This window comes from Chitinimonas viridis, from assembly GCF_030409555.1.
In the GTDB taxonomy this organism is placed as follows: domain Bacteria; phylum Pseudomonadota; class Gammaproteobacteria; order Burkholderiales; family Chitinimonadaceae; genus Chitinimonas; species Chitinimonas viridis.
In genome coordinates, this window is the sequence record NZ_JAUFPU010000004.1 from 335,695 (window position 1) to 359,797 (window position 24,103).

Below are 24,103 nucleotides of genomic sequence, written 5' to 3' on the forward strand. Positions count from 1 at the left end.
GTTATGCGGCCGAGCTTACACGGCACCCGGCGCTTTGGGGAGCGGTGTACGCAGGCACGCCTGCAGGCGGCCAGGCAATTCGCCCAGGGGCACTACTTCGTCCACACCACCCAGGGCGATGGCTTCCTTGGGCATGCCGAACACCACACAGCTGGCCTCGTCCTGGGCGAAATTGTAGGCACCGGCCCGTTTCATCTCCAGCATGCCCTGGGCTCCGTCACGCCCCATCCCCGTCAGTATCACGCCCAAGGCAAAGCGCCCAGCATGGTTGGCGGCAGAGCGGAACAGCACATCGACCGATGGCCGATGCCGGTTGACCGGATGTGCCTTGGACAACTCACAGACATAGTGCCCGCCGGATAAACCCAGCATCAGGTGAGAATGCCCAGGCGCAATATAGACATGACCGGGCAAGACGACTTCGCCTTGCTCGGCCTCCTTGACGTGCAGGGCACACAGGCTGTCCAGTCGCGCCGCAAACGGAGCAGTAAACATCTCGGGCATATGCTGGGCCACCAGCACGGCAGGCATGTTTTCGGGCAAAGGCTGCAGAAAATGCTTGAGTGCCTCGGTGCCGCCGGTAGAGGCGCCGACGATCACTACGCGCTCAGCAGGGCCGCGTAACGGCTTATCGAACAAGGGCAGCACCACATCGGCACTGTGGCTAGGTGGTATTTCCAGGCCGGCTTGGGCCTGCTCTGTGGAGCGCTTGCCGTGATCGTGTGCGCTCATAAGGCTTGTCGCGTCAGGTAGCAGGCCTCAACCGTATTGCCGTTGCCGAAGAAGCGCAGCGAGGCGCACAGCGCATTCACCAGTGCAATGCCACGACCACTGGGCCGCAAGGTGTCCGGCGCCTCCTGCCAACTCCAATCAAAACCAGCCCCGCTATCCGCCACGCGTATTCTCAACATGGTGCGGCCGCCCAGATCGTAGCCGGCCAGCTCTATCTCTACCCTGCCTTCGCGCAAAGCGACCAGACGGCGCGCGCGCTCGGCCAGGTAGACCTCCATGCCGTCAGTACCCTCCTTGATGGCGGACGACAATTCCAGCAGGCCATGATCCACCGCGTTGACAAACAACTCGGTGAGTATCAGGAAGATATCTGCATGGGCCTGAGTCAGCGGCTTGACCTGACTGATAAAACCCATGATCAAGGGCACGGTATGCAGCGTCTTGAGTTCCTCGGCACCGAGCGACAGCACATAACGCCAGCGAGCCTCGCCGGCAATCTGCGGCAATTCTCCCACCTCCACATGTTCGGGCAGCGGCAGAACAGCATCCGGATCCAGGTCGACAATGGCCAACGACACATCGTCATGGCAACTGGCGCCACCCAGGAAGTCAGACAGCATGTCGACCGTCCGGGTCAGCGCCTCAGCCGCAGGGCGGCCTCCACAGGCCAGCCCCAAACGGGTCACACCAAAGGCCTCACCGACTTCATTGCGCGCCTCCAGCAGGCCATCAGAGCAAAGCACCAGATTGGCCCGTCGATTGAACTGGTAGCGTTCGGTTTCCAGCTCCAGCGCATCAATGGGCAGGATACCCAGCGGTAGATGACGCGAAGGCCAGCGCTTCAGCACCCCTCCCCTATCGTCATACAGCTGCAGCTCAGGGATGCCGCCATTCCATACTTCGATGGTGCGCTTGACGAAATCGACCGCCACGAACGCCACTGCCACGAATCGGCCCACCGGCAAAACCTGTCGCACCTTGCGGTGCATCTCCATCAGGATATCGGTCAGTGCAAAGCCCCGCTCAGTCATGGCATAGAAGGGCTGGGTCAGCGGCAGCACGTTCAGCGCCGCCGTCAGCCCATGCCCTATGCCGTCAGCCAGCATCAGATGCAATACCTGACCAGGCGTACGTGCGGCCGCCACCAAGTCGCCCGACAGGCTCTCGGCTGGCGCAATCCAGCTATGCAATTGCGGATCGGACAAGCGTTCGCGATTGACCAGCTGCTCCATCAAATGCCGGGCAACTCGTTTTTCTTCTTCCGCACGGTCGAAATAGCCTGCCAGCTTCTCAGCTTGCTCACGTACCTTGCGATTCAGCTCTACGGTCCGCTCTATGGCCTTGATTTTGGCTTCCAGAATACGGAAATTGACGGGCTTGAGCAGGTAATCGTCGGCGCCGATCTCCATTGCATCGGCCAGCTTGGTCACTTCTTCCACCGCCGTAATGAGCACGATGGGCACCCAGCGTGCCGACATGCGCTGCTTGATCTGGCGCCCGGCCTCGGGGCCATCCAACCGTGGCATCAGCATGTCCATCAACACCATGTCGGGTTGCTCGGCCATGCATTGCTCAACCGCCTCGATGCCATCGTTGGCCAGGATCAATTGATGACCCAGCGACTCAACAAAGCGACCGATCAGCAGCCGGACAACTTCAGCGTCATCTGCCAGCAGGACTTTCATGGCTAGGCGGGCTCAACCTTTAGCGGATAGTGAAAATCTTGCCGAAGCAAGCGATCTCCAGTACCTGGCGCACGGTATCCCGGCAATTGACCAGGGCCAGCGTCTTACCCGCCGCTGCTGCCTTCTCCTTCAGCAGCAGCAGCATGCCCAGGGCAGAACTATCGAGGTAGTCAACCTGCTGGAAATCCACCAGCACCTCACTCACCCCGGCAGCGCCCAGCACTTCATCGCAGGCTTGTCGAAAATCGCGGTGGGCGCTGAAGTCAAATTGACCCGAGAGCAGCAAGCGGCCGGTTTGGCCGTCAATTTCAACGATGGCAGTCATGATGATTTCGTTTTTCCTAATTAATCAGGACGAATTGAATAATAGATGGACTATGTCGTTATCACGATAGGGAGCTAATGCGCGACTGGCAACAGAATCGTGAATCGTGCACCCTCGCCCGGCGCTGAAACCACATCGATCTCCCCGCCCAGCGCGGTCACCAGATTGCGCACGATCGCCAGACCCAGACCGGTGCCTTCCTTGCGTGTGGTGAAGAAAGGCTCGAACAAGCGTTCGCGCACTGCCTCGGCCATGCCACACCCCTGATCCGCCACCTCCAGGCGCCACGCTACGCCCTGCTGCTGCAAGGCCAGCGCAATTTCCTGGCCCGGCCCGGTTGCCTGCAGGGCGTTCTCCAGCAGGTTGATCAAGGCCCCGGTCAGCTCCTTGCGGTTGGCCCTGACCCAAGCCGGCCCTGCTGGCAGGCTTAGCTGCCATACACGATCCTGCCCGGCATCCTGGGGTTGCACAGTCTGTATCGCCTCTTCCGCCACGGCCACCAGATCCACTTGCTCAAACTCGGCCTGCTGTCCACGTACAAACAGCAGCATGTTTTGTATCAGTGTTTCGAGGTAGCGTAGCCGAGCCAGCGATTTCTCGCCAAACTTGATCCGATCCGCCTCTCCCAGCTGGGGCCGAGCCAGGTTGGCTGTATACAACAAGGCCGTCGCCAAGGGCGTACGCAACTGATGCGCCAGCCCCGCCGCCATCTCACCCATGGAAGCCAGGCGCTTATGCTGTTCCAGTTGCCGGCGCAGGCGCCAGCTTTCGCTGACATCATGCACCAGCAGGATGCGCTCGCCGCCTGGCAACTGGCTGGTCACGATGCTGAGGCGCTTCTCGACGCCATCGGGCAGCAACAACTGCCACTCATTGACTACCGATGTCGCCACCAGCTCGGGCTCGATGGCCTCATGCCAGTCCAGCCCGATCAAGGCCGCGCCAAAGATGGCCGAGGCAGCGGGATTGGCCGTCAGCACTTGGTTATCCCCATCCAGCTCCACCACCCCACCAGGCAAGGCCGCCAGCAGCGTCTCCAGCCGGCTCGACAAGGCGGCTTTCTCCTCGAACTGCTGGCGCAAGGCGCCGTTGGCCACCGCCAACTCCTGGGTCAGCGAACCCACCTGCTGCTCCAGCTCCTGATAGGACTCGACCAACTGACGGGATGCCTCATTAAACAGGCTGAAAGCCTGCTCAAGTTCAGCACGGTCTATCTTGTCGCCGCCCGCCGTGGCATCGACCGGTTTTGCTTCCAATGTGAGTGTCCTTGTTGAGCGTATTGTTTTGGATTATAAAAATTTCGACAAAGTCGTGCTGAAAACCGCACTCAGCTTGCAATCTGGGCCATGGAGGGCGATAAATAAAACGAAGCTGCCCCTCAGGATTGCGCCAGCACAAGGAAGTGCATGCGCAATTCAGGGTAAGGTAGAATATTCGAAGTGACTGATGTTTGCCGGTATCCCATGCCACCGCGCATGCTTGCAACGTCACAGCCTCCCCAACATTACCGCGGAGCCGCAACCGTGTCCGACTTGCTCAAGAAAATCGACGCGCGCACCAAACTCGCCGGCACCAACAAGCTAGAAATTCTGCTGTTCACGCTGGGTATGGATACACGTTCGGGCCGGCGTGAAAACTTCGGCATCAATGTATTCAAGGTGCGCGAAGTGATGCGCACTCCCGAAATCACCCAGGCACCCGAGATGCCTCCTGCGGTGGAGGGCATGGTCAGCCTGCGCGGCAACCTGATACCCGTCATCGATCTTGCCAGCTACGTGGGCGTCAAGACCGACAGCAAACCCGACATCATGATCGTGTCTGAATACAACGGTCACACTCAGGGCTTCCTGGTCGAGGCCGTGGACACCATCCTGCGGCTGGACTGGTCGCAGATGCGGGTACCGCCTGAAATGCTCAACAACAATCTGCGCGGCCTGGTTACCGCCGTTACCGAACTCGACAGCGGCAAGCTGGTGATGATGCTGGACGTGGAGAAAGTCCTCGCCGAAACCAATCAACTGGACGACTCCGCCGAATTCAAGACCATCCGGCCGGTCAGTGATCTGGTTGGCAAGACGGTGTTCTATGCCGATGATTCGGCCATTGCCCGCAAGCAGATACAACGAACCCTGGATGCGCTTGAACTCAACTATGTTGAAGCCATCAACGGCAAACGGGCCTGGGACGAGTTGCAACGCATTGCGGCTCAGGCAGAAGTGCTGGGCAAGCCGGTCAGGGATTTCGTACATATGATACTGACGGATGTGGAAATGCCCGAGATGGATGGCTACATGCTGACCAAGACGGTCAAGGGAGACCCCCGCTTTGCTGGCATCCCCATCCTGATGCATTCTTCCCTGTCGGGGATGTCGAACCAGAAGCTGGGGCAGTCGGTTGGCGTCGATGCCTATGTCGCCAAGTTCGAGCCGCACAAGTTGACGGAAGCGATCACCACCATGTTGCGTAACGCCGCCCAGCACTGAGCCACAGATAGATCTGCGTACAAGGGAAAGCCATGTCCAACGCAAACTCCACCCTGCTCGACAGCGTCGATGCCCGCACCAAGCTGGCGGGCTCGAACAAGATGGAAATCCTGTTGTTCTCGCTGGGTACCCGCGAGACCTTCGGGATCAACGTCTTCAAGGTCAGGGAAGTCTCGCAGACCCCCAAGATCACCAAGACACCCAATATGCCGGTAGGCGTGGAAGGTGTGATTTCACTACGTGGCAATATCATCCCGGTCATTTCCCTGGCCAAATTCGTCTGCCCCAATGATCCGGATGCGCAAAACGAAGAAACCATGATCGTTACCGAGTTCTCCAAGCACACCCAGGGCTTTCTGGTGCGATCGGTGGACCGCATCATCCGGGTGGACTGGAACAAGGTGCGTGCGCCGGAAACCATGCTGGCCGGCAACCAGGCGCTGATTACCGCGATTACCGAACTCGACGATGGCAAGCTGGTATCGATACTGGACGTCGAACAGATACTGGCCAGTGTCATCGGTGAAACCTTCGTGCCAGATATTCCCTCGGTCAGCGTGGACCAGGAAAAATTCATGTTCTTTGTGGACGACTCGGTGGTTGCCCGCAAGGAGATCGTCAGCGTGCTCGACAAGATCAGCGTCAAGTACCAGCAAGCAAACAATGGCGCCGAGGCCTGGGACAAGTTGCAGAACATTGCCACCCGTTACCAGCACGACAGCCAACCCCTGAGCCACCATCTCAAGCTGATTCTGGTCGATGCCGAAATGCCGGAGATGGACGGCTATGTGCTGACCAAGCACATCAAATCCGATACCCGTTTCCAGGGTATTCCGGTCGTCATGCACTCCTCGCTGTCATCCAATGCCAACCGGGCCATGGGCAGCAGCGTGGGCGTTGACGCCTACGTCGCCAAATTCGATCCTTTCGTATTGGCGGAAACCATTTCTCCTTTCCTGCAAAGCTGAACTACACCGTAACGCGGTTAACCGCACGCCCGTACGCGGGGTCTCTCGGAGCAAGACATGACGGACAAGAACATTCGATTTCTGGTGGTTGACGACTTTTCCACGATGCGCCGCATCGTTCGTAACCTGCTCAAGGAGCTGGGCTTCAGCAACGTCGAAGAGGCCGAGGATGGCCAGGTCGCGCTGCACAAGCTCAAGTCCACCACTTTCGATTTCGTCGTTTCCGACTGGAACATGCCGAACATGACGGGTATCGAACTGTTGAAGGCTGTACGTGCCGATCCAACGCTCAAGCACCTGCCCTTTTTGATGATCACTGCCGAGGCGAAGAAGGAGAACATCGTCGAGGCGGCACAGGCAGGCGCCAGTGGCTATATCGTCAAGCCGTTCACGGCAGCTACGCTTGATGAAAAGCTCGGCAAGATCTTCCAGACCCTCAACAAATAAAACGGGAGTCCAACGTGAGCGATAAAGCCATCAACAGCGGTGACTCCGACGAACTGCAAGCCTTGTTCGATAGCATCGTCAATGCCAATCAACCCGATGAGGCCCCTGCCCCTGCCCCTGCTCCGGCAGCCGCCGCGCCTGCGCCCGAACCCGTTGCTGAAACACCATCGCCGAGCGCTGCCCCCATTGCCGCCATGAACATGGACGACCCAGCCCGCTCGATGTTTGCCAGCATCGGCCAGCTGACCCGCAAAGTACACGACGCACTGCGCGAGATGGGCTATGACAAATCGCTGGAAAAGGCCGCTGCCGCCATCCCCGATGCGCGTGACCGCCTGTCCTATGTGGCCACCCTGACCGAACAAGCCGCCAACCGCACTCTGAATGCGGTCGATGTAGCCCAGCCGCTGCAGGACAAGATCGAGGCTGACTCCGAAGCCCTGGCCAGCGAATGGGACAAGCTCTACGCCAATCAATTGTCGGTCGAAGAGTTCAAGCAGCTGGCCGCGCGCACCCGCGAGCATCTGAAGACATCTGCCGCCAATGCCCGCGCCACCAACTCGCAGTTGCTCGAGATCATGATGGCGCAGGATTTCCAGGATTTGACTGGCCAGGTCATCAAGAAGATCGTGGAAATGGCCAAGGAGATGGAAGGCAGCCTGTTCGAGTTCCTGGTGCAGTTCTCGCCAGCCGGCACGGGCAAGCCCCTGCCCATAGGCGAAGTCGATGCCAGCCTGGAAAACGGCCCGGTCTACAATGCAGATGGCCGTACCGATGTCGTTACCAACCAGGAACAGGTGGATGACCTGCTTGCCAGCCTGGGCTTCTGATCTGGTCTAGCCAAAAGGATGATGCCATGAGTGATTTTTCGGGCATGGAAGACCTGCTGCAGGATTTCCTCACGGAAGCCTCCGAGCTGCTTTCCGACGTGGACAACAAGCTGGTCGAGCTGGAGAAGCGGCCCGATGACAAGAACCTCCTGAACGTCATCTTCCGGGGCTTTCATACCATCAAGGGCGGTGCGGGCTTCCTGAATGTCGACGCTCTGGTCAACTTGTGCCATCGCACCGAGAACCTGTTCGACAAGCTCCGTAACGGCGAGCTCAAGCTGACGCCCGAGCTGATGGACGCCATTCTTGCCGCCACCGGTGTGGTGCGCGATATGTTCGGCTCGCTGTCACAATCACGGCCACCAGCACCAGCAGATGCCGCCTTGCTGACCCAGCTGGACGACGCGCTGGAAGGGCGACTGCCCAGTGCAGCCGCACCCGCCCCGGCCCTGGCGGTTGCACCGGCAGCGGGAGCGGCACCAGTTGCAGCCTCTGCCAGTCATGGCAACCAGCCCGATTGGGTGATGCTGCATGCAGCCATCACCGGCGCCCCCATGCCCGCTGCCAAGCCGGCCAGTGCGCCGGTTCCCGCCGCACCAGCAGCAGCACCGGCACCTGTTGTATCTGCCGCACCGCTGCCCGCCGCGCCAGTATCCGTCCCCGCCGTCACCACGCCTGCCGCCCCCGCCATGGGGCTCAAGCCTGCGGCACCCGCGCCGGCGTCCAAGCCACAACCCGCTGCCCAGCAACTGGCTGCGCAGGAAACCACCATCCGGATCGATACGAACCGGCTGGATCAGGTACTGAACCTGTCGGGCGAAATCGGCCTGACCAAGAACCGCCTGACCACCCTGCGTACCGACATACTTAACGGCAAGACCGACTCCACTACCCTGAAGGCGCTGGATGAAGCCATAGGCCAACTGGATCTGCTGGTCAGCGACCTGCAGAACGCGGTCATGAAAACCCGCATGCAGCCCATAGGCCGGCTGTTCCAGAAATACCCCCGCCTGGCCCGCGACCTGGCCCGGCAACTGGGCAAGGATGTGGAGCTGGTCATCAGTGGCGAGGAAACCGAACTCGACAAGACCATGCTCGAGGATCTCAACGATCCCCTGGTTCACTTGGTACGCAATGCCGTAGACCACGGCGTCGAGACCATAGAAGAGCGCATTGCCGCCGGCAAGCCGCCCAAGAGCATCGTGCAGTTGTCGGCCACCCAGGTGGGCGACCATATCCTGATCGAGATAGTCGATGACGGTAAGGGCATGCGTGCCGACTTCCTCCGCCGCAAGGCCGTGGAAAAAGGCCTGATCGACCTTGAAACCGCCAATAGCCTGGATGACAAGCAGGCGCTGCAACTGGTCTTCATGCCTGGCTTCTCCACCAAGGATCAGATCTCCAGCGTATCGGGCCGTGGTGTGGGCATGGATGTGGTCAAGACCAATATCCAGAAGCTCAATGGCCGCATCGACATCCACTCCGTGGTAGGGGAAGGCACCCGCTTTGCCATCTCCCTGCCGCTTACCCTGGCCATACTGCCTGTACTGGTGGTCAAGGTCTGCGACCAGCCCTTTGGCGTGCCTCTGGCCATGGTGCGGGAAATCATCCCCATCCGTTCCGAGCAGGTACAGGAAGTCTCCGGCCGCGCCACCATCGTGGTGCGCGATGAGATCCTCTCGGTGCGCTCCCTGGCGCGGCTGCTTGGCTGGCAGGAAACCCAGACGCCGCAGTTCGGTGTATTGATGCAATCTGGCGAGAATAGCTTCATCCTGGCCATAGACAGCTTCATCGGTCGCGATGACGTGGTAATTAAACCGCTGCAGAACATACGCCCACGTGGCGTTGCCGGTGCTACCTTGTCCGGCGATGGTTCAGTCGTACTGGTACTTGATATGGAAGACCTGCTTGAAGACAACCAGTCTGATCAGTCTGCCATCAAGACGTCGCAATTCCTGGAAATGCTGTCGAACAAGGCCTGAAGCCAAATTGCCAAGGGGGTCGGCGGTCTGCATAATGAAGGCCGCCGTATAGAATCCATCCGACTGCTTCCGCCTACCGCGAGTCACTATGCAGAACAACGCCTTTATCGGCCGTCAGCCCATACTTAACCGCCAGCAGCAGATCATAGGTTATGAGTTGCTGTTTCGACTGGATCAGTCCTCCCTGACGGCGGACTTCTCCAGCGATATGCAGGCCGGCACCAATATCCTGGTCAACACCCTGTCCAATATGGGCGCGGATTGGCTGGTAGGTAGCAAGCTGGCCTTCGTCAACGTCGCCACATCCATGCTGGAGAGCAACTTTCTCGAGCTGCTGCATCCGCAGCGTGTGGTGCTGGAGATCGTCGAGTCGGTCAATGCCACCCCCGAGTTGCTGGCACGCGCCAAGGAACTACGCGCCCAGGGCTTCGGTATTGCGCTGGACGATTTTACCTACACCCCGCAGACGGCTCCCTTTCTCGAGTTTGCCAACTATGTGAAGCTCGATATCCAGCAACTGGGCCTGGAGAACGTGAAGAGCCTGTCCAAGGAGCTGCGCAAGTTCCCTGTGCTGCAGGTGGCAGAAAAGGTCGAGACCAAGGATGAGTTCAAGTTCTGCCTGGATGTGGGCATGGACTGCTTCCAGGGCTACTACTTCGCCCACCCCGAGACGCTCTCGGCCAAGGTGATCAACCCGGCCTACGCCAATATCCTCACCCTGCTCAACATGCTGCGCAACAACGCCGAGATCACCGAGATCGAGAATGCGTTGAAGCGAGATGTGGCCCTGTCGTTCAAACTGCTGCGTTATATCAATTCGGCAGGATTTGGCCTCTCCTGCGAAATTCATTCCTTCCGCCACGCCGTCACCATACTGGGCTACCAAAAGCTGTACCGCTGGCTCACCCTGTTGCTGGTTACCGCCAGCTCCGACGCCGGCACCCCGCCTGCACTGATGAAAACCGCCGTCACCCGTGGCAGGCTGGTCGAATTGCTGGGCAGCCACATGCTCGACGGAACCGATCGCGATAATCTGTTCATCGTTGGCGTGTTCTCGCTGCTGGATGTGATGCTGGACATGCCCATGGAGAAGATCCTGGAAACCCTGCTGCTCCCAGATGCCGTCTCTGACGCACTGCTCAGCCGCACCGGTATCTATGGTCCCTTCCTGGAGCTGGCCGAAGCCTGCGAAGACCCCGAGATGGCCGATGTGCCGCGTTTGTGCGAGCACTTGCAGCTGACCCCGGAAATGCTCAACAAGGCCCATGTATCAGCCTTGGCTTGGGTAGAAGAGTTGGGTGTCTAAACACCCGTCAGGCAGCAAAAGCAAAGCCGCAGCAAAAAGCCACCATACAGGTGGCTTTTTGCTTTTCTGGCTAGCGCAGTACAGGCCGGGCCTGCTACTGCACGGTCAGTGCTTGCCGGTACTACCGAAGCCCCCCTCACCCCGATCGCTGGCGGGGAACTCGTCCACGATATTGAAACCGACCTGCACGACCGGCACCACGACCAGTTGGGCAATACGCTCCATGGGCTGGATCACAAAAGGCTCGTTGCCACGGTTCCAGACCGAAACAAAGATCTGTCCCTGGTAGTCTGAATCAATCAGCCCCACCAGGTTACCCAACACGATGCCGTGCTTATGCCCCAGACCAGAACGCGGCAATATCATGGCGGCGAGGTGATGATCGGCTAGGTGGATAGCCATTCCGGTGGGTACCAGCTTGGTGGCACCCGGCTGCAAATCCAATGGTGCTTCCAGGCAGGCACGCAGGTCCAGCCCGGCTGAGCCGCCGGTGGCATAAGCCGGTGGGTGCTCTTTCAGGCGGTCATCCAGCAAACGTACGTCGATCTGTTTTTTCATGGCTTATGGTACTCATGATAAAGCTTGGCGGTGTATTGCACGATGGCACGGGCAATCTCTTGCTTGGGGGCACGCGGCAGCTTGTGCTGGCCGTGGTCGTCAAGCAGAAAGACTTCATTGTCGTCAGCCCCAATGGCTGACTGCACCTGGTTGGCCACCAGCAAAGGCAGTTTCTTGCGCCGGCGTTTCTGTTCGCCGTACTCCAGCAGGTTTTCACTCTCAGCGGCGAAGCCCACACAGAACGGTGGATCAGCCAAACCAGCCACGTTGGCCAGGATATCGGGATTGGGCGCCAGTTCCAGGGTCAGGATATGGGCATCCTTCTTGATCTTCTGCTCGGATGGATTCAGTACATAGTAGTCGGCCACCGCCGCCACACTGATAAAGATATCAGTCTTGCTGACAGCCGCATTGACGGCAGCCAGCATATCCTTGCTGCTCTCCACATCCAAGCGCCGTGCACCCACCGGGGTCTTCAACGATGTTGGGCCGGCAACCAGCGTCACTTCGGCACCGGCCTCCAATGCCGCGCGGGCAATGGCAAAACCCATCTTGCCTGAGCTGGAATTGGTAATGCCTCTCACCGCATCGATGCGCTCAAAGGTAGGCCCGGCGGTAATCAGTACCTTCTTGCCCTTCAGGTATTTGGGCTGGAAAGCGGCCTCAACCAGTTCAAACAGGGCTTCTGGCTCCAGCATGCGGCCAAAACCCGTTTCGCCGCAGGCCTGGTCACCCTCATCCGGCCCCAGCACCAGCACGCCATCTTGCCTTAGCTGCTGCACATTGCGCTGGTTGGGTGGGTTCTCCCACATCTGCCGGTTCATGGCAGGCGCCACTAACAGGGGGCAATCCCGGGCAGTGCACAGCGTAGACAGCAAATCATCGGCTGCGCCATGGGCCAGCTTGAACATAAAGTCGGCGGATGCAGGCGCCACCAGTATCAGATCCGCCTCTCGGCCCAGATCGATATGGGCCATATGGTTATCGACCCGGCTATCCCACAGATCGGTAAACACCGGCCGGCCCGACAAGGCCTGGAAGGTGGCTGGCGCCACAAACCGGGTGGCCGCTTCGGTCATCACCACCTGGACATCATGCCCAGCCTTGACAAACAGCCGTGTAAGCTCCGCAGCCTTGTAGGCAGCCACACCACCGGTCACACCCAGCAAAACACGCTTGGGGCGATTCATGCTTGCTGCTCTCGCATCAGAATTCCTTTACAAATAAGCCTGCTCAGCCCGAAAGTGTAAAGCATCCCTCTCGCCCACCCAAACCCATGCCGATAACCGACTGGCCCACCGACGAACGCCCCCGCGAAAAACTGCTGCAACATGGCGCCAGCAGCCTGTCCGATGCCGAGCTGCTGGCCATCTTCCTTCGGGTAGGCATACCAGGCAAGAATGCGGTGGACCTGGCACGCGAGCTGCTGCAGCACTTTGGTTCGCTCACCGAGCTGTTTGACGCCAGCCTGACCGAACTCTGCCGCATCCCCGGCATGGGCGCTGCCAAGTACAGCCAGTTGCAAGCCATACTGGAAATGAGCCGCCGCGCCCTGGGAGAGCAGCTGAGCCGCCCCCAGGCCCTCAGCCAACCTGCTGCGGTGCGCGATTACCTGCGCCTGTGGCTGGGCGGAGAAGACCGCGAATGCTTCGGCGCACTTTTTATGGATACCCAGCATGGCCTGATCAGCGCCGAGGTGTTGTTTCGCGGCACGCTGGACCAGGCCAGCGTCCACCCGCGCGAGATCGCACGGCGGGCACTGCAGTTGAATGCCGGGGCATTGATCATTGCCCACAACCATCCCTCAGGCGTCAGCCAACCCAGCGAGGCCGATCTGCACCTGACACGCACCGTTAAGCAAGCCTTGTCACTGCTTGATATACGGCTGCTCGATCATTTCGTGGTAACCCGCCACGGCAGCCATTCACTGGCAGAGCACGGCCAGATGTAAGAGCCTGTTCAAAGTATTTTCACCGCAAAAAGACTTTGAACAGGCTCTGGCGCCTGCCCGCCAGGATAGCCTTGCATATCATCAAGTTATCCTTCGCCTTGCCGATATCTGGGCATAAAGCCGTTGACAGGCGGCCAGGAGAAAACCAGATGAAAATCGAGCAATCGCAGGTCCAGCTTGCTGGCCAGCGCGAGGCTGCGCGTCGGCAAACCATAGAGACGCGCATCAACACCAGCTTCCGCCCTGCCCCACCGCCCCCGCAGGAAAGCGTTGCCCTCTCCACCCAGGGTGTCACCACCCAGGCGGCCGACACGGGCTACGACCTACGCTTGGCACTGGAGAGCAACCCACTCTGGCCGCTGGTGCGCCAGTTGGTCAAACACCTCACGGGCCGCGACCTGGAAACCGAGAATGTTGTGCCTGCGCAACGCAACATCGGCGCAACGACCAGTGGCGAGGCCAGCGCCATACCCGCCGGCCCGGCGCAGGCCGAGTGGCGTATCGACTACCACTACCGCGAAGTGCTGGAAGAAAGCGAATACACGCGCTTTACGGCTGGCGGCCGCATAACTACGGCAGACGGCCAGGAGATTGCCTTCAGTGCCGCACTGGACCTCAGCCGCTACTACCGCGAAGAGCGCGAGTTCAGCCTTACCGCTGCATCGCCCGGCATGAAGAAAGACCCGCTGGTCATCAACTATGCCGCCGCCACGGCCAGTCTGGGCAACGACAAAGTCACCTTTGACCTGGATGCCGACGGCCAGCTCGATACCATGTCCTTTCTGGGCCAGGGTAGCGGTTTTCTGGCACTGGATGCCAACCAGGATGGCACCATCAACGATGGTAGCGAGCTGTTTGGTGCGCTGAGTGGCAATGGTTTCGCTGATCTGGCCCGGCACGATCAGGATGGCAATGGCTGGATAGACGAAAATGATGGCGTCTGGGCGCAACTCAAGCTATGGACACGGGATACCGACGGTGTAACCCACCTGTCCGACCTCAAGAGCCTGGGTATCGGCGCGCTCTATCTGGACAACGCACAAACCGATTTTTCCCTGACAGATCAACAGAATATAGAACATGGACAGATACGGCGCTCTGGCATCTATCTGTCCGAGACCGGCAAGGTCGGGACCATGCAGCAACTGGACCTGGTGGTATGAGTTAGGGATTACCCGCAAAGCCTTGGTACAAGCCAAATTCGCGGTTTTACGACAGGGCTTATCCCACGTTGACAAGCGCAAAAGTTGGAGCGCAATATTCCGCACGCATTTTGGCTCGTTGTCGGATTGCGCATACTGTGCAGTTCCTAATTTCGGAATACCGCGTTTGTCAAAAGGGGAACATTCATGACCTTGGCTCGTTACAGCCTGATCGCCACCGCCGTACTGGCACTCGCCGCTTGCGGCAAACAAGAAGAAGCGCCGGCACCTGATGCAGCTGGTGCACCCGCCGCTGCCGCACCCGCCGGCGACGAAGTGATCAAGATCGGTCACGCAGCACCGCTGACCGGTAACATCGCCCACCTGGGCAAGGACAATGAAAACGGCGTCCGCCTCGCCATCGAAGAACTGAACGCCGAAGGCGTTGAGATCGGCGGCAAGAAGGTCAAGTTCGAGATGATCTCGGAAGATGACCAGGCTGACCCCAAGACCGCCACCACCGTGGCCCAGCGCTTTGTGGATGCCAAGGTTGCCGGCGTGATCGGTCACCTGAACTCGGGTACCACCATCCCGTCCTCCAAGCTGTATTCCGATGCCGGCATTCCGCAGATCTCGCCATCTGCCACCAACCCGCAATACACGCTGCAAGGCTTCAAGACTGCCTACCGCGTGATCGCCAACGACGTCGCCCAAGGCGGCGCGCTGGGTGAGTTTGCTGCCACCAACCTGAAGGCCAAGAAGGTCGCCATCATCGACGACCGTACCGCCTACGGCCAAGGCCTGGCAGACGAATTCGAGAAGGCCGCCAAGGCCAAGGGCGTGGAAGTGGTGGGTCGTGAGTTCACCACCAACCAGGCCACCGATTTCATGGCCATTCTGACCACCATCAAGGGCAAGAAGCCGGACGTGATCTTCTACGGCGGCATGGACGCTCAGGCCGGCCCGCTGACCCAGCAGCTGAAGAAGCTGGGCATTGCCGCCAAGGTGATCGGTGGCGACGGCTTCCAGACCGGCGAATACATCAAGCTGGCCGGCGACAACGCCGAAGGCCAGTTTGCTTCGCAGCCTGGCATGCCCAAGGACAAGATGCCTGGCTTCGCCGACTTCGATAAGAAGTACAAGGCCAAGTTCAACACCGACATCCAGATCTACGCACCGTTCACCTACGATGCAACGCGCTTGATGGTAGAAGCCATGAAGCGTGCTGGCTCGGCCGATCCGGCCAAGTACCTGCCCGAACTGGCCAAGACCGATTACCAAGGCGTAACCGGCCCCATCAAGTTCGACGAGAAGGGCGATATCGTCGGCGGCCAGGTGACCGTGTATCAGGTCAAGGCTGGCAAGTGGGAAGCAGTGGCTACCGTGGGCAGCCCAGCTGCCGCACCGGCAGCCGCAGCAGCGCCTGCTGAACAACCTAAGCAGTAAGGTTGTTACAACAAAGGCGGCGTCGAAAGACGCCGCCTTTTTCACTTCCGGTTTTCCCCAACTACAACTGTAGTCATACCCCAGTCACAATCAGGCCCGCCTCAATATAATAATTCTGAGGCACACGGGGTTTCGTTTGCCTACCCGGCACGATTCGCTTTCCCTCACGCAACAAGACGAGGAGTCAACGCGTGGACATTTTCATCCAGCAACTTATCAACGGCCTGGTAGTCGGCAGCATCTATGCGCTGATCGCTCTGGGCTACACCATGGTCTACGGCATCCTGCAGCTCATCAACTTCGCCCATGGCGAAATCGTGATGATGGGCGCCATGATCACCATCTCGGCTGTCAGCATCCTCTCGGGTAGCGGCGTCAACCTGCCAGGGCCACTGCTGGTCGTGGCCGGCTTACTGGTCTCCATACCCATCACCATGCTGCTGGGCTTCACCATCGAGCGGGTAGCCTACCGACCGTTGCGTAAAGCACCACGCCTGGCCCCACTGATCACCGCCATCGGTATCTCCATCGTGCTGCAGCAGGTTGCCGTGCTGATCTGGAAGAACAATCCCCGTTCCTTCCCTGATCTGCTGCCCCATGCCTCGCACGACTTCATGGGCGCCGTGATTACCGATCTGCAGATACTCATCGTTGTACTGGCCCTGGTTGTCATGGGTGGCCTGCTCATCATGGTCGAGAAGACCAAGCTGGGTCGTGCCATGCGCGCAGTATCCATGAATCAGTCGGTCGCCAGCTTGATGGGCGTCAATATCAACTACGTTATCTCCATGACTTTCGTCATCGGCTCGGCACTCGGTGCCGTGGCCGGCGTGATGGTTGGCGCCAACTACGGTCTGGCCTACCCCACCATGGGCTTCATGATAGGCCTGAAGGCCTTCACCGCAGCCGTGCTGGGTGGTATCGGCAACCTGGCTGGCGCGGTCGCTGGCGGCCTCCTGCTGGGCATTATCGAGAGCGTCGGCGCCGGTTACCTGGGCCCGATTACCGGTGGTGTGCTGGGTAGCCACTATCAGGACATCTTTGCCTTCATGGTGCTGATCCTGGTGCTGGTATTCCGCCCCAGCGGCCTGCTGGGCGAACGTGTCGCCGAACGCGCCTGATCGGGAGAGAGAGAACATGCTAGCCAACATCAAACAATCCAAGCCAGCGGCCTACGCCGGCATGGCGATCTTCGCCGTGGTACTGGCGGTGCTGCCGTTTGTCATGGGCGCCACCCTGGGCAATACCTGGGTGCGTAACCTCGACCTCGCCATGCTCTACATCATGCTGGCGCTGGGTCTTAACATCGTGGTGGGCTATGCCGGCCTGCTGGACCTGGGCTACATCGCCTTTTACGCTGTTGGGGCCTATGTCTATGCCCTGCTGAACTCGCCACACCTGGTACCCATGCTGTCAGGCACGGGCTTCGAGTGGCTGTTGCACATGCCTTTGCTGGTGGTGTTACCGCTGGCGGCGCTGTTGGCGGGCATATTCGGTGTGCTGCTGGGCTCACCCACGCTGAAACTGCGTGGTGACTACCTGGCTATCGTGACCCTGGGTTTTGGCGAGATCGTCCGCCTGTTCATGAACAACCTGGATCGCCCCATCAACATCACCAACGGCCCGCAAGGTGTGAACCTGATCGAACCCGTGTCGCTGTTCGGCCACAAGTTCTCCCAGGCCATCACCGTGTTCGGTATCGAGTTCCGTAGCGTCCACCTCTACTACTACCTGTTCCTGGCACTGGCGCTGTTGATCATCGTGGTTTCCATCCGCCTGCAAAGCTCGCGTATCGGCCGTGCCTGGGTAGCCATACGGGAAGACGAGATTGCGGCACAGGCCATGGGTATCAACACCCGCAACGTCAAGCTGCTGGCCTTCGCCATGGGTGCCAGCTTTGGTGGTGTCTCTGGCGCCATGTTTGCCAGCTTCCAGGGTTTTGTGTCCCCCGAGAGCTTTATCCTGATGGAGTCCATCGTGGTACTGGCCATGGTGGTGCTGGGCGGCATGGGTCATATCCCCGGCGTCATTCTGGGTGCGGTACTGCTGTTCCTCACCCCCGAGGTACTGCGTGACGTGGTCAACCCCCTGCAGGACAAGCTGATAGGCGAGCGCCTGGTCAACCCCGAGAACCTCCGCATGTTGCTGTTCGGCATTGCCCTGATCTTCGTCATGCTGGTACGTCCGGAGGGTCTGTGGCCTTCCAAGCAACGCAAGGCTGAGTTCCATGAGGACGATGACCTCAAGGCCAAGGATGCAGAGAAGGAGGCCGCTCATGGCTAATCAAGCAAATGGCGAAGTCCTGCTGGAGATTTCTGGCATACACAAGCGCTTTGGTGGCCTGCATGCTCTCAGCGATGTGGCGCTGTCCATCAACAAGGGCGAGATCTACGGTCTGATCGGCCCCAATGGCGCCGGCAAGACCACGCTGTTCAACGTGTTGACCGGTCTGTACCAGCCCGACGAAGGCAAGTTCACCTTCAAGGGCATAGACCTGTTCCGCAAGAAGCCCAATGTGGTGGTGGAAAGCGGCATCGCCCGGACCTTCCAGAACATCCGTCTGTTCCACAACATGACGGCCCTGGAGAACGTCATGGTCGGGCGCCATGTCCGTACCCGTGCCAACGTACTGGGGGCGGTCTTCCGCGACCCCAAGACCCGTGCCGAAGAGGCTGGCATCCACGAACGGGCGCAGTCGCTGCTCGACTACGTGGGGATACGCAAGCACGGCGGCGAGTTTGCCAAGAATCTGTCCTATGGCGACCAGCGCCGGCTGGAAATCGCCCGCGCACTGGCAACCGACCCGCAGTTGCTGGCGCTGGACGAGCCCGCTGCCGGCATGAACCCCAAGGAAACCGACGACCTGAAGAAGCTCATGGAGAAGATACGCAACGATGGCGTCACCATCCTGCTGATCGAACATGACGTGAAGCTGATGATGGGCTTGTGCGACCGTATTGCCGTACTGGACTACGGCAAGAAGATTGCCGAAGGCGTACCTGAAGAGGTCAAGAACAACCCGCGCGTGATCGAGGCCTACCTCGGTGCGTCGCCGGACTGAGCGGGTAAGGACATAGCATGAGCGAACAGAAAACACTGCTGGAAGTAAAAGGCCTGCAGGTTGCCTATGGCGGCATCCAGGCCGTCAAAGGCATAGACCTGGAGATCAAGCAGGGCGAGCTGGTGGCCTTGATCGGCGCCAACGGCGCAGGCAAGACCACCACCCTCAAGACCCTGGTGGGCATGGTCAAGCCGGCTGCCGGCACCATCATCTACAACGGCGAGGACAGCACCCGTATTCCGGTGCATCACTATGTCTCTCGTGGCCTGGCCATGGTGCCGGAAGGCCGTGGCATCTTCCCCCGCCTGACGGTGGAGGAAAACCTGTGGATGGGCGCCTACTACCGCAACGACAAGGCCGAGATCCTGATGGATCTGGAGCGGGTCTACGGCCTGTTTCCACGCCTGAAGGAGCGCTACAAGCAGTTGGCCGGTACGCTGTCCGGCGGGGAACAGCAAATGGTGGCCATGGGCCGTGCCATACTCAGCCGCCCCAAGCTGCTGCTGCTGGACGAGCCCTCCATGGGTCTCGCCCCCATCATCGTGCAGAAGATCTTCGAGATCATCCGGCAGATTGCCAGCGAAGGCGTGACCATGCTGCTGGTGGAACAGAACGCCAAGTTGGCGCTCAAGACCGCCAATCGTGGCTATGTGATGGAAAGTGGCCGTATCACTTACGCCGACAGCGCCGATGCCCTACTGGCCAATGAAAAGGTACAGCACGCCTATCTGGGCGAATAAGCTCGTTGTACCGAGTCATGCAGCACGTTCGGCCCGCCCCTAGGCGGGCCGTTTTCATCGTGCCATGATGGAGGGCCACCTTGGCCCGGTCAGGGTCGCCAGTACCTCTCGACACGGAGTATCCCAAGCATGCCCCAGCAATTTGGCGTCATCATCGTCGGCGACGAGATTCTCTCCGGCCGGCGCGAAGACAAGCATTTGCGCTTTGCCGCCCAGGAACTGAACAGCCGCGGATTGCAGCTCGCCTGGGCCCGCTACATCGGCGACGATCCAGCCGCACAGACCGTCCTATATAGGGAGACGCTGGCTGGCGACTGCATCGTTTTCAGCTTTGGTGGTATCGGCGCCACGCCCGATGACCACAGCAGGCAGGCTGCCGCAGCAGCAGCGGGCTTGCCCCTGGTACAGCACCCGGAAGCGACCGCGCTGATTACCGAGCGCTTTGGCGAAGCGGCCTACCCCAACCGTATCCGCATGGCGCAGCTACCCGACGGCTGCCAGCTGATCCCCAACCCCATCAATCAGATCGCCGGTTTCAGCCTGGCCCGGCACTACTTCGTACCGGGTTTTCCCGAGATGGCCCACCCCATGGTGCGCTGGGTGCTGGATCAGCACTATCGCCACCTGGGTATTGTAGAAGAGATCGCCAGCCTGATCGTGCCCGACGCCAAGGAGGGTGACCTGATCGATCTGATGGAGAACCTGCTGGCGCGCCATCCGGATATCAAGCTTTCCTGCCTGCCCAGCTACGGTAACGCCCGCCACAGCGGCCTGCATATCGAGTTTACCCTAAGCGCCCCACCAGGCCTGGCTGGCCCGGCCGCCGAGTGGCTGTCACAAGCCTTGCAGACGATGGGCTACCAACCCGGCCCCGTAAGCCTGAAGCAGCCACAAGCGACCGCCTAGCAGTTACAGCTAAGTGGCCAAACGCCGGGCAATGGCAGCCGCCAGGGCATCGGCCGCCGGGGGATGGAAGCGCAGGAACAACTCTGGCTCTATCAGCTCCAGCTCCATCAGGCGGCACCCTTCTGCTGTCACCACAAAATCCACCCTGGCGTAGGCCGGCAGGCTTGGGCAGGCAGCAACGGCGGCCTCGGCAAAGGCCACCTCGGCCCTGCTCGGCGCATAGGGCTGAACCGTGCCACCATGGTCGTCCTGCACCCGAAAATCCCCTGCCTTGGGCAATTTGCGTATGGCGTGGGTGTAACGGCCATCCATCACCATCAGCGACACCTCGCCCAGGGCAAGAATCTCAGGCTGGAATGGCTGCACCAGCATGTCCTCGCCAGCCACACAGGCCGCAAACACAGCTTGCAGCGCCTGCAGTTCCGAGCCCTCGGCACGGTAGGTTAATCGGGCACTGCCAGACACGGCCGGCTTGAACACCACGGCATCCCAGCCCTGCTCTGCCGCCAGTTGCACCAAGCTGGCCGAATCCCCCCGTGCTACAAAACGGGTAGGCACTATCGCCACGCCCGCCTGCGCCAGATCAGCCAGGTAGCGCTTGTCGATATTCCAGCGCAGCAGCGGCAAAGGGTTGAGCAGCATGGTCTGGCCGTCGGCGCCCGCCAGCCAGGCCGAGAAGGCGTCGTAACGATGGAAATAGTCCCAGGTAGAACGCAGCACCGCACAACGTGTCTGGCGCCAGTCCACTTGGCCATCAGCCCAGTCGGCGCGCTGGCTCTGCAGGCCCAAAGCAGCCAACGCCGTTGCCAGCAAGCGCTCTTCGTGGTGTATCTGGCTGACATACCAGTCATCAGGCTGTGCCGCCAGATAGGGGCCAGCCGTCACCAGCGTCACATCCATCAGCTCGCCGCCCCTTGCATGGCAGCCACCGTATCGCGTATCAGGTGTCCCGCTATGCTGAAGCGCGGCGGTATGCCCGGCAGGCCATCCAGAGGGAACCACGCAGCATGCTCGATCTCCCCGGCCTGCGGCACGATTTCGCCCCCTACCCAGCGCGCAGTGAAGGCCAGCATGAAACTATGCGGAAAAGGCCAGCTCTGGCTGCCGTAGTAGCGTAGATCGCTGACCTGCAGCCCCACCTCCTCCTCCACCTCGCGCACCACGCACTCCTCCAGGGTTTCGCCTGGCTCCACAAAGCCCGCGAGCGCGCTATAAATGCCCGGCGTAAACCCAGGCGAGCGCGCCAGCAGCAGTTCACCCTCCCGCCACACCAAGGCCATCATGGCTGGGCTCAGGCGGGGGTAGGCCAGTTGGCCGCAACTGGGGCAGACGCGCGCGCGCTCGCCAGGCTTGTGCTCGGTTGGCGTGGCGCAGGCGCCACAGTAGCGGTGGGTCCTATCCCATTCCACTATCTGTGCCGCCCGCACCGCCAGGTTGAGCAACGGCGCCGGCATCTGCATCATGGCGGCGCGCAAGGCCATGGGCTGCCAACCGTCAGGCACGTCCGCCAGGGTGATGGCCCAGCAATCCAGGCCATCCAGCCTGCCCAGATAGTGCCGGCTACTCGCCGTCGGTTCGAAATCCAGTACAGGCACCGGTGCCAATGCCGCCCCTTCCACTGCGGGCAGCAATAATTTGCCCGCCACAAAGAACAGGCGCCAGGCCAGCGGGCTTGGGGTATCCAGCAGTTGCACAGCAGGAGAAAACATCATAACTAGAGTCTGGAAGCGGGGAAGTGACGCAGTATAGCTGCCAGGATATCGGCTATCGCTTATAGTTTCCTCATAAAAAAGCCAAGTCAACGCGGAGAACAAGCCGATGCGCAAGCCCCTGAACTGGACCTTCAAGCTCCCCCACCTACCCGCTGCCAAGCCTGGGGGCTGGTCGCTGCGCAACCGCTCTCTCAAGGTCAAGCTGCTGGCCATTTTCTTTGTCGCAAACTTCATCACCGGTGTGCTCTATACCAGCTACGCCTACTACCTCAAATCGCAGACCGTACTGGCCGGCATCGATGGCAAGCTGGTCGCCGCAGCCAGCGCAGCGCCCGATCTGGTGGGCGACAGCTATATCTCACGCGGTAGCTCGGCGGGCGGGATATCCGATACCGAATACACCCGGGTAGGCGAGAAGCTGCGACAACTGGCCGACAAAGTAGGCCTGAGCTACCTGTATTTTGTTGGCAGCAGCGACGGCAAGCTGGTTTACCTGGCCGACGGATTCAGCGCCGAGGACAAGAAGAAGGACACCTACCACAAGCACTTTGCCAACTTCACCAGCGCCCCCCAGGCCGCCAAGGCCGCTCTGAGCCAGGGCAAGGAAAGCTATGCCGACTACGACGCCAATGGCCCCCTGCGCGCCGTTCTGGTGCCCTTCAAGACAGAGAACGGCAAGGTCTACCTGATCGGCGCCGATGTCAGGGTAGACCATGTCGGCAAGGAACTGGCAACCACCTTCCTCTACTCGATTGCCATTGGTGCAGTGGGCTTCATTCTGGGCATGCTGGTGTCTTACCTGCTGGTGGGCATCATCGTCCGGCGGGTGCAGGCCATCAGCCAGACCATCGATACCATCGCCCGCGACAAGAACCTCACCCTGCACGTCGATGCCAGCCATGGCGATGAGCTGGGCCATATCGCCCGCAATCTCAACGAACTGATGGCCAGCTTTCGGCAGGCACTGGGCGAAGCCAAGTCAGCCTCAGGCGGCAATGCACGCATCTCCACCGAGTTTGTCGAACAGACGGCCGCCATCTCCAGCGACACCATACAAGCCGCCGAGGGCCTGGACGTGGTCACCCATCGGGCCGACGAGATCGCAAGCGTCACCGCCCAGTCGGCCGAGCGCGCCAACAGCCTGCGGGCCGAGATAGGCAAGGTGGAAGCCAAGCTGGGCGACGCTCGCCAGCAAATCGATACCATGACTGGCCAGATTGAAGCCGGCGCCCAGGCCAATCGCGAGTTCACCGGTGCCTTCAAGACACTGTCAGGCAATGTCCGCGAGATCACCGGCATACTTCGCACCATTGCCGATATTTCCGAACAGACCAATCTGCTGGCGCTGAACGCAGCCATCGAAGCCGCCCGTGCCGGTGAAATGGGCCGTGGCTTTGCCGTTGTGGCGGATGAGGTACGCAAACTCGCAGGGCAAACCAAGGAGACCCTGGGCAAGACCAACGAGATGGTCAGCCGCATCCTGTCCACTATCGAAGCCACCAGCAAGCAGGTTGACGATCAGGCACGCCAGATTGATGGCCTGGTGGCCGCCTCCGGCACGGTAGATGCCGCTATCGCCAGCACCGCCGAGCTGATGTCCCAGACCAGCGGCGTGGTCGGTGAAAGCGCCCAGGACGCCGATGCCGCCCGGCAATCAGTCGATGCTATACGGGAGGCACTGCTGGCGCTGAACGCCACCATGCAGGCCAATCGCGACAAGGCCGAGGGCATGGGCGAGGCAGCTCGCCAGTTGGGTGAGACCTCACAGCAACTCGATGGCACGCTGGCGGTGTTCCGTACCGAGTAAGTTTCGCCGCCCCCTCGCTTGG

Annotated in this window: 23 protein-coding genes; 15 read left to right on the top strand and 8 right to left on the bottom strand. The window is 60.2% G+C overall.

Annotated features, from left to right (window positions below):
- Positions 1-15: 15 nt before the first annotated feature.
- From QWZ03_RS05685 to QWZ03_RS05700, 4 genes are all read right to left on the bottom strand, one after another.
- Entirely contained in the window at positions 16-732 is a 717-nt protein-coding gene (locus tag QWZ03_RS05685) for a chemotaxis protein CheB (RefSeq protein WP_308447519.1), read from the bottom strand.
- Positions 729-2,417, bottom strand: a complete 1,689-nt coding sequence (locus tag QWZ03_RS05690; protein WP_290331840.1) for an ATP-binding SpoIIE family protein phosphatase — start codon at positions 2,415-2,417, stop codon at positions 729-731. The genes QWZ03_RS05685 and QWZ03_RS05690 overlap by 4 nt, the downstream gene beginning before the upstream one ends.
- A gap of 19 nt (positions 2,418-2,436) precedes the next feature.
- A complete protein-coding gene (locus tag QWZ03_RS05695; RefSeq protein WP_290331841.1) occupies positions 2,437-2,742 on the bottom strand; it encodes an STAS domain-containing protein in 306 nt (101 codons plus the stop codon).
- A gap of 74 nt (positions 2,743-2,816) precedes the next feature.
- Complete coding sequence (locus QWZ03_RS05700) at positions 2,817-3,998, bottom strand: sensor histidine kinase (RefSeq protein WP_290331842.1); 1,182 nt, start codon at positions 3,996-3,998, stop codon at positions 2,817-2,819.
- A gap of 267 nt (positions 3,999-4,265) precedes the next feature.
- Here QWZ03_RS05700 and QWZ03_RS05705 point away from each other — a divergent pair, with 267 nt between their 5' ends.
- The 6 genes from QWZ03_RS05705 to QWZ03_RS05730 all read left to right on the top strand — a co-directional run bounded on the left by QWZ03_RS05705 (position 4,266) and on the right by QWZ03_RS05730 (position 10,758).
- Positions 4,266-5,225, top strand: coding sequence for a chemotaxis protein (locus QWZ03_RS05705; protein WP_290331843.1), 960 nt, complete (start codon positions 4,266-4,268; stop codon positions 5,223-5,225).
- A gap of 32 nt (positions 5,226-5,257) precedes the next feature.
- Complete coding sequence (locus tag QWZ03_RS05710) at positions 5,258-6,193, top strand: chemotaxis protein (protein WP_284197619.1); 936 nt, start codon at positions 5,258-5,260, stop codon at positions 6,191-6,193.
- 57 nt (positions 6,194-6,250) lie between these two features.
- Positions 6,251-6,640 (top strand): chemotaxis response regulator CheY, encoded by a 390-nt coding sequence (gene cheY / locus QWZ03_RS05715; protein ID WP_284197620.1) that lies wholly within the window; start codon positions 6,251-6,253, stop codon positions 6,638-6,640.
- A gap of 14 nt (positions 6,641-6,654) precedes the next feature.
- Positions 6,655-7,470 carry a protein phosphatase CheZ gene (gene cheZ, locus QWZ03_RS05720; protein ID WP_290331844.1) on the top strand — a complete coding sequence of 272 codons (816 nt, stop codon included), beginning with the start codon at positions 6,655-6,657 and terminating at the stop codon, positions 7,468-7,470.
- 26 nt (positions 7,471-7,496) lie between these two features.
- Complete coding sequence (locus tag QWZ03_RS05725; protein ID WP_290331845.1) at positions 7,497-9,452, top strand: chemotaxis protein CheA; 1,956 nt, start codon at positions 7,497-7,499, stop codon at positions 9,450-9,452.
- Between the two features lie 88 nt (positions 9,453-9,540).
- Entirely contained in the window at positions 9,541-10,758 is a 1,218-nt protein-coding gene (locus tag QWZ03_RS05730) for an EAL and HDOD domain-containing protein (protein ID WP_284197623.1), read from the top strand.
- Positions 10,759-10,863: 105 nt separating this feature from the next.
- On the opposite strand, the gene dut is transcribed toward QWZ03_RS05730, so the two are convergent.
- Together dut and coaBC are read right to left on the bottom strand one after the other, a co-directional pair.
- Positions 10,864-11,316 (bottom strand): dUTP diphosphatase, encoded by a 453-nt coding sequence (dut, locus tag QWZ03_RS05735; protein ID WP_290331846.1) that lies wholly within the window; start codon positions 11,314-11,316, stop codon positions 10,864-10,866.
- Complete coding sequence (gene coaBC / locus QWZ03_RS05740; RefSeq protein ID WP_290331847.1) at positions 11,313-12,506, bottom strand: bifunctional phosphopantothenoylcysteine decarboxylase/phosphopantothenate--cysteine ligase CoaBC; 1,194 nt, start codon at positions 12,504-12,506, stop codon at positions 11,313-11,315. Before coaBC ends, dut begins: the two co-directional genes overlap by 4 nt.
- An 86-nt stretch (positions 12,507-12,592) precedes the next feature.
- Between coaBC and radC the strand changes: the two genes are divergently transcribed.
- The 8 genes from radC (at position 12,593) to QWZ03_RS05780 (ending at position 20,562) form a co-directional block, all read left to right on the top strand.
- Positions 12,593-13,267, top strand: coding sequence for a RadC family protein (gene radC / locus QWZ03_RS05745; RefSeq protein WP_290331848.1), 675 nt, complete (start codon positions 12,593-12,595; stop codon positions 13,265-13,267).
- Between the two features lie 149 nt (positions 13,268-13,416).
- Complete coding sequence (locus QWZ03_RS05750; RefSeq protein WP_290331849.1) at positions 13,417-14,430, top strand: SPM autocatalytic domain-containing protein; 1,014 nt, start codon at positions 13,417-13,419, stop codon at positions 14,428-14,430.
- A 186-nt stretch (positions 14,431-14,616) separates the two neighbouring features.
- Entirely contained in the window at positions 14,617-15,855 is a 1,239-nt protein-coding gene (locus QWZ03_RS05755; RefSeq protein WP_290331850.1) for a branched-chain amino acid ABC transporter substrate-binding protein, read from the top strand.
- Between the two features lie 191 nt (positions 15,856-16,046).
- Entirely contained in the window at positions 16,047-16,976 is a 930-nt protein-coding gene (locus QWZ03_RS05760; protein ID WP_284197629.1) for a branched-chain amino acid ABC transporter permease, read from the top strand.
- A 16-nt stretch (positions 16,977-16,992) separates the two neighbouring features.
- On the top strand, positions 16,993-18,138 hold the full coding sequence (locus QWZ03_RS05765) for an ABC transporter permease subunit (RefSeq protein WP_308447520.1): 1,146 nt from the start codon (positions 16,993-16,995) through the stop codon (positions 18,136-18,138).
- A complete protein-coding gene (locus QWZ03_RS05770) occupies positions 18,131-18,916 on the top strand; it encodes an ABC transporter ATP-binding protein (RefSeq protein ID WP_284197630.1) in 786 nt (261 codons plus the stop codon). The genes QWZ03_RS05765 and QWZ03_RS05770 overlap by 8 nt, the downstream gene beginning before the upstream one ends.
- 17 nt (positions 18,917-18,933) lie before the next feature.
- Positions 18,934-19,656, top strand: a complete 723-nt coding sequence (locus QWZ03_RS05775; RefSeq protein ID WP_284197631.1) for an ABC transporter ATP-binding protein — start codon at positions 18,934-18,936, stop codon at positions 19,654-19,656.
- 129 nt (positions 19,657-19,785) lie between these two features.
- Entirely contained in the window at positions 19,786-20,562 is a 777-nt protein-coding gene (locus QWZ03_RS05780; protein ID WP_290331851.1) for a competence/damage-inducible protein A, read from the top strand.
- Positions 20,563-20,571: 9 nt separating this feature from the next.
- Here the strand turns inward: QWZ03_RS05780 and QWZ03_RS05785 are convergent, their stop codons facing one another.
- Both QWZ03_RS05785 and nudC read right to left on the bottom strand, forming a co-directional pair.
- The gene (locus QWZ03_RS05785) at positions 20,572-21,462 is read right to left on the bottom strand and encodes an ATP-grasp domain-containing protein (protein ID WP_290331852.1); all 891 of its coding nucleotides are present in this window, start codon (positions 21,460-21,462) and stop codon (positions 20,572-20,574) included.
- Positions 21,462-22,274 (bottom strand): NAD(+) diphosphatase, encoded by an 813-nt coding sequence (nudC, locus tag QWZ03_RS05790; protein WP_290331853.1) that lies wholly within the window; start codon positions 22,272-22,274, stop codon positions 21,462-21,464. Before nudC ends, QWZ03_RS05785 begins: the two co-directional genes overlap by 1 nt.
- Positions 22,275-22,380: 106 nt before the next feature.
- Between nudC and QWZ03_RS05795 the strand changes: the two genes are divergently transcribed.
- Positions 22,381-24,081, top strand: a complete 1,701-nt coding sequence (locus tag QWZ03_RS05795) for a methyl-accepting chemotaxis protein (RefSeq protein ID WP_290331854.1) — start codon at positions 22,381-22,383, stop codon at positions 24,079-24,081.
- Positions 24,082-24,103: the final 22 nt, after the last annotated feature.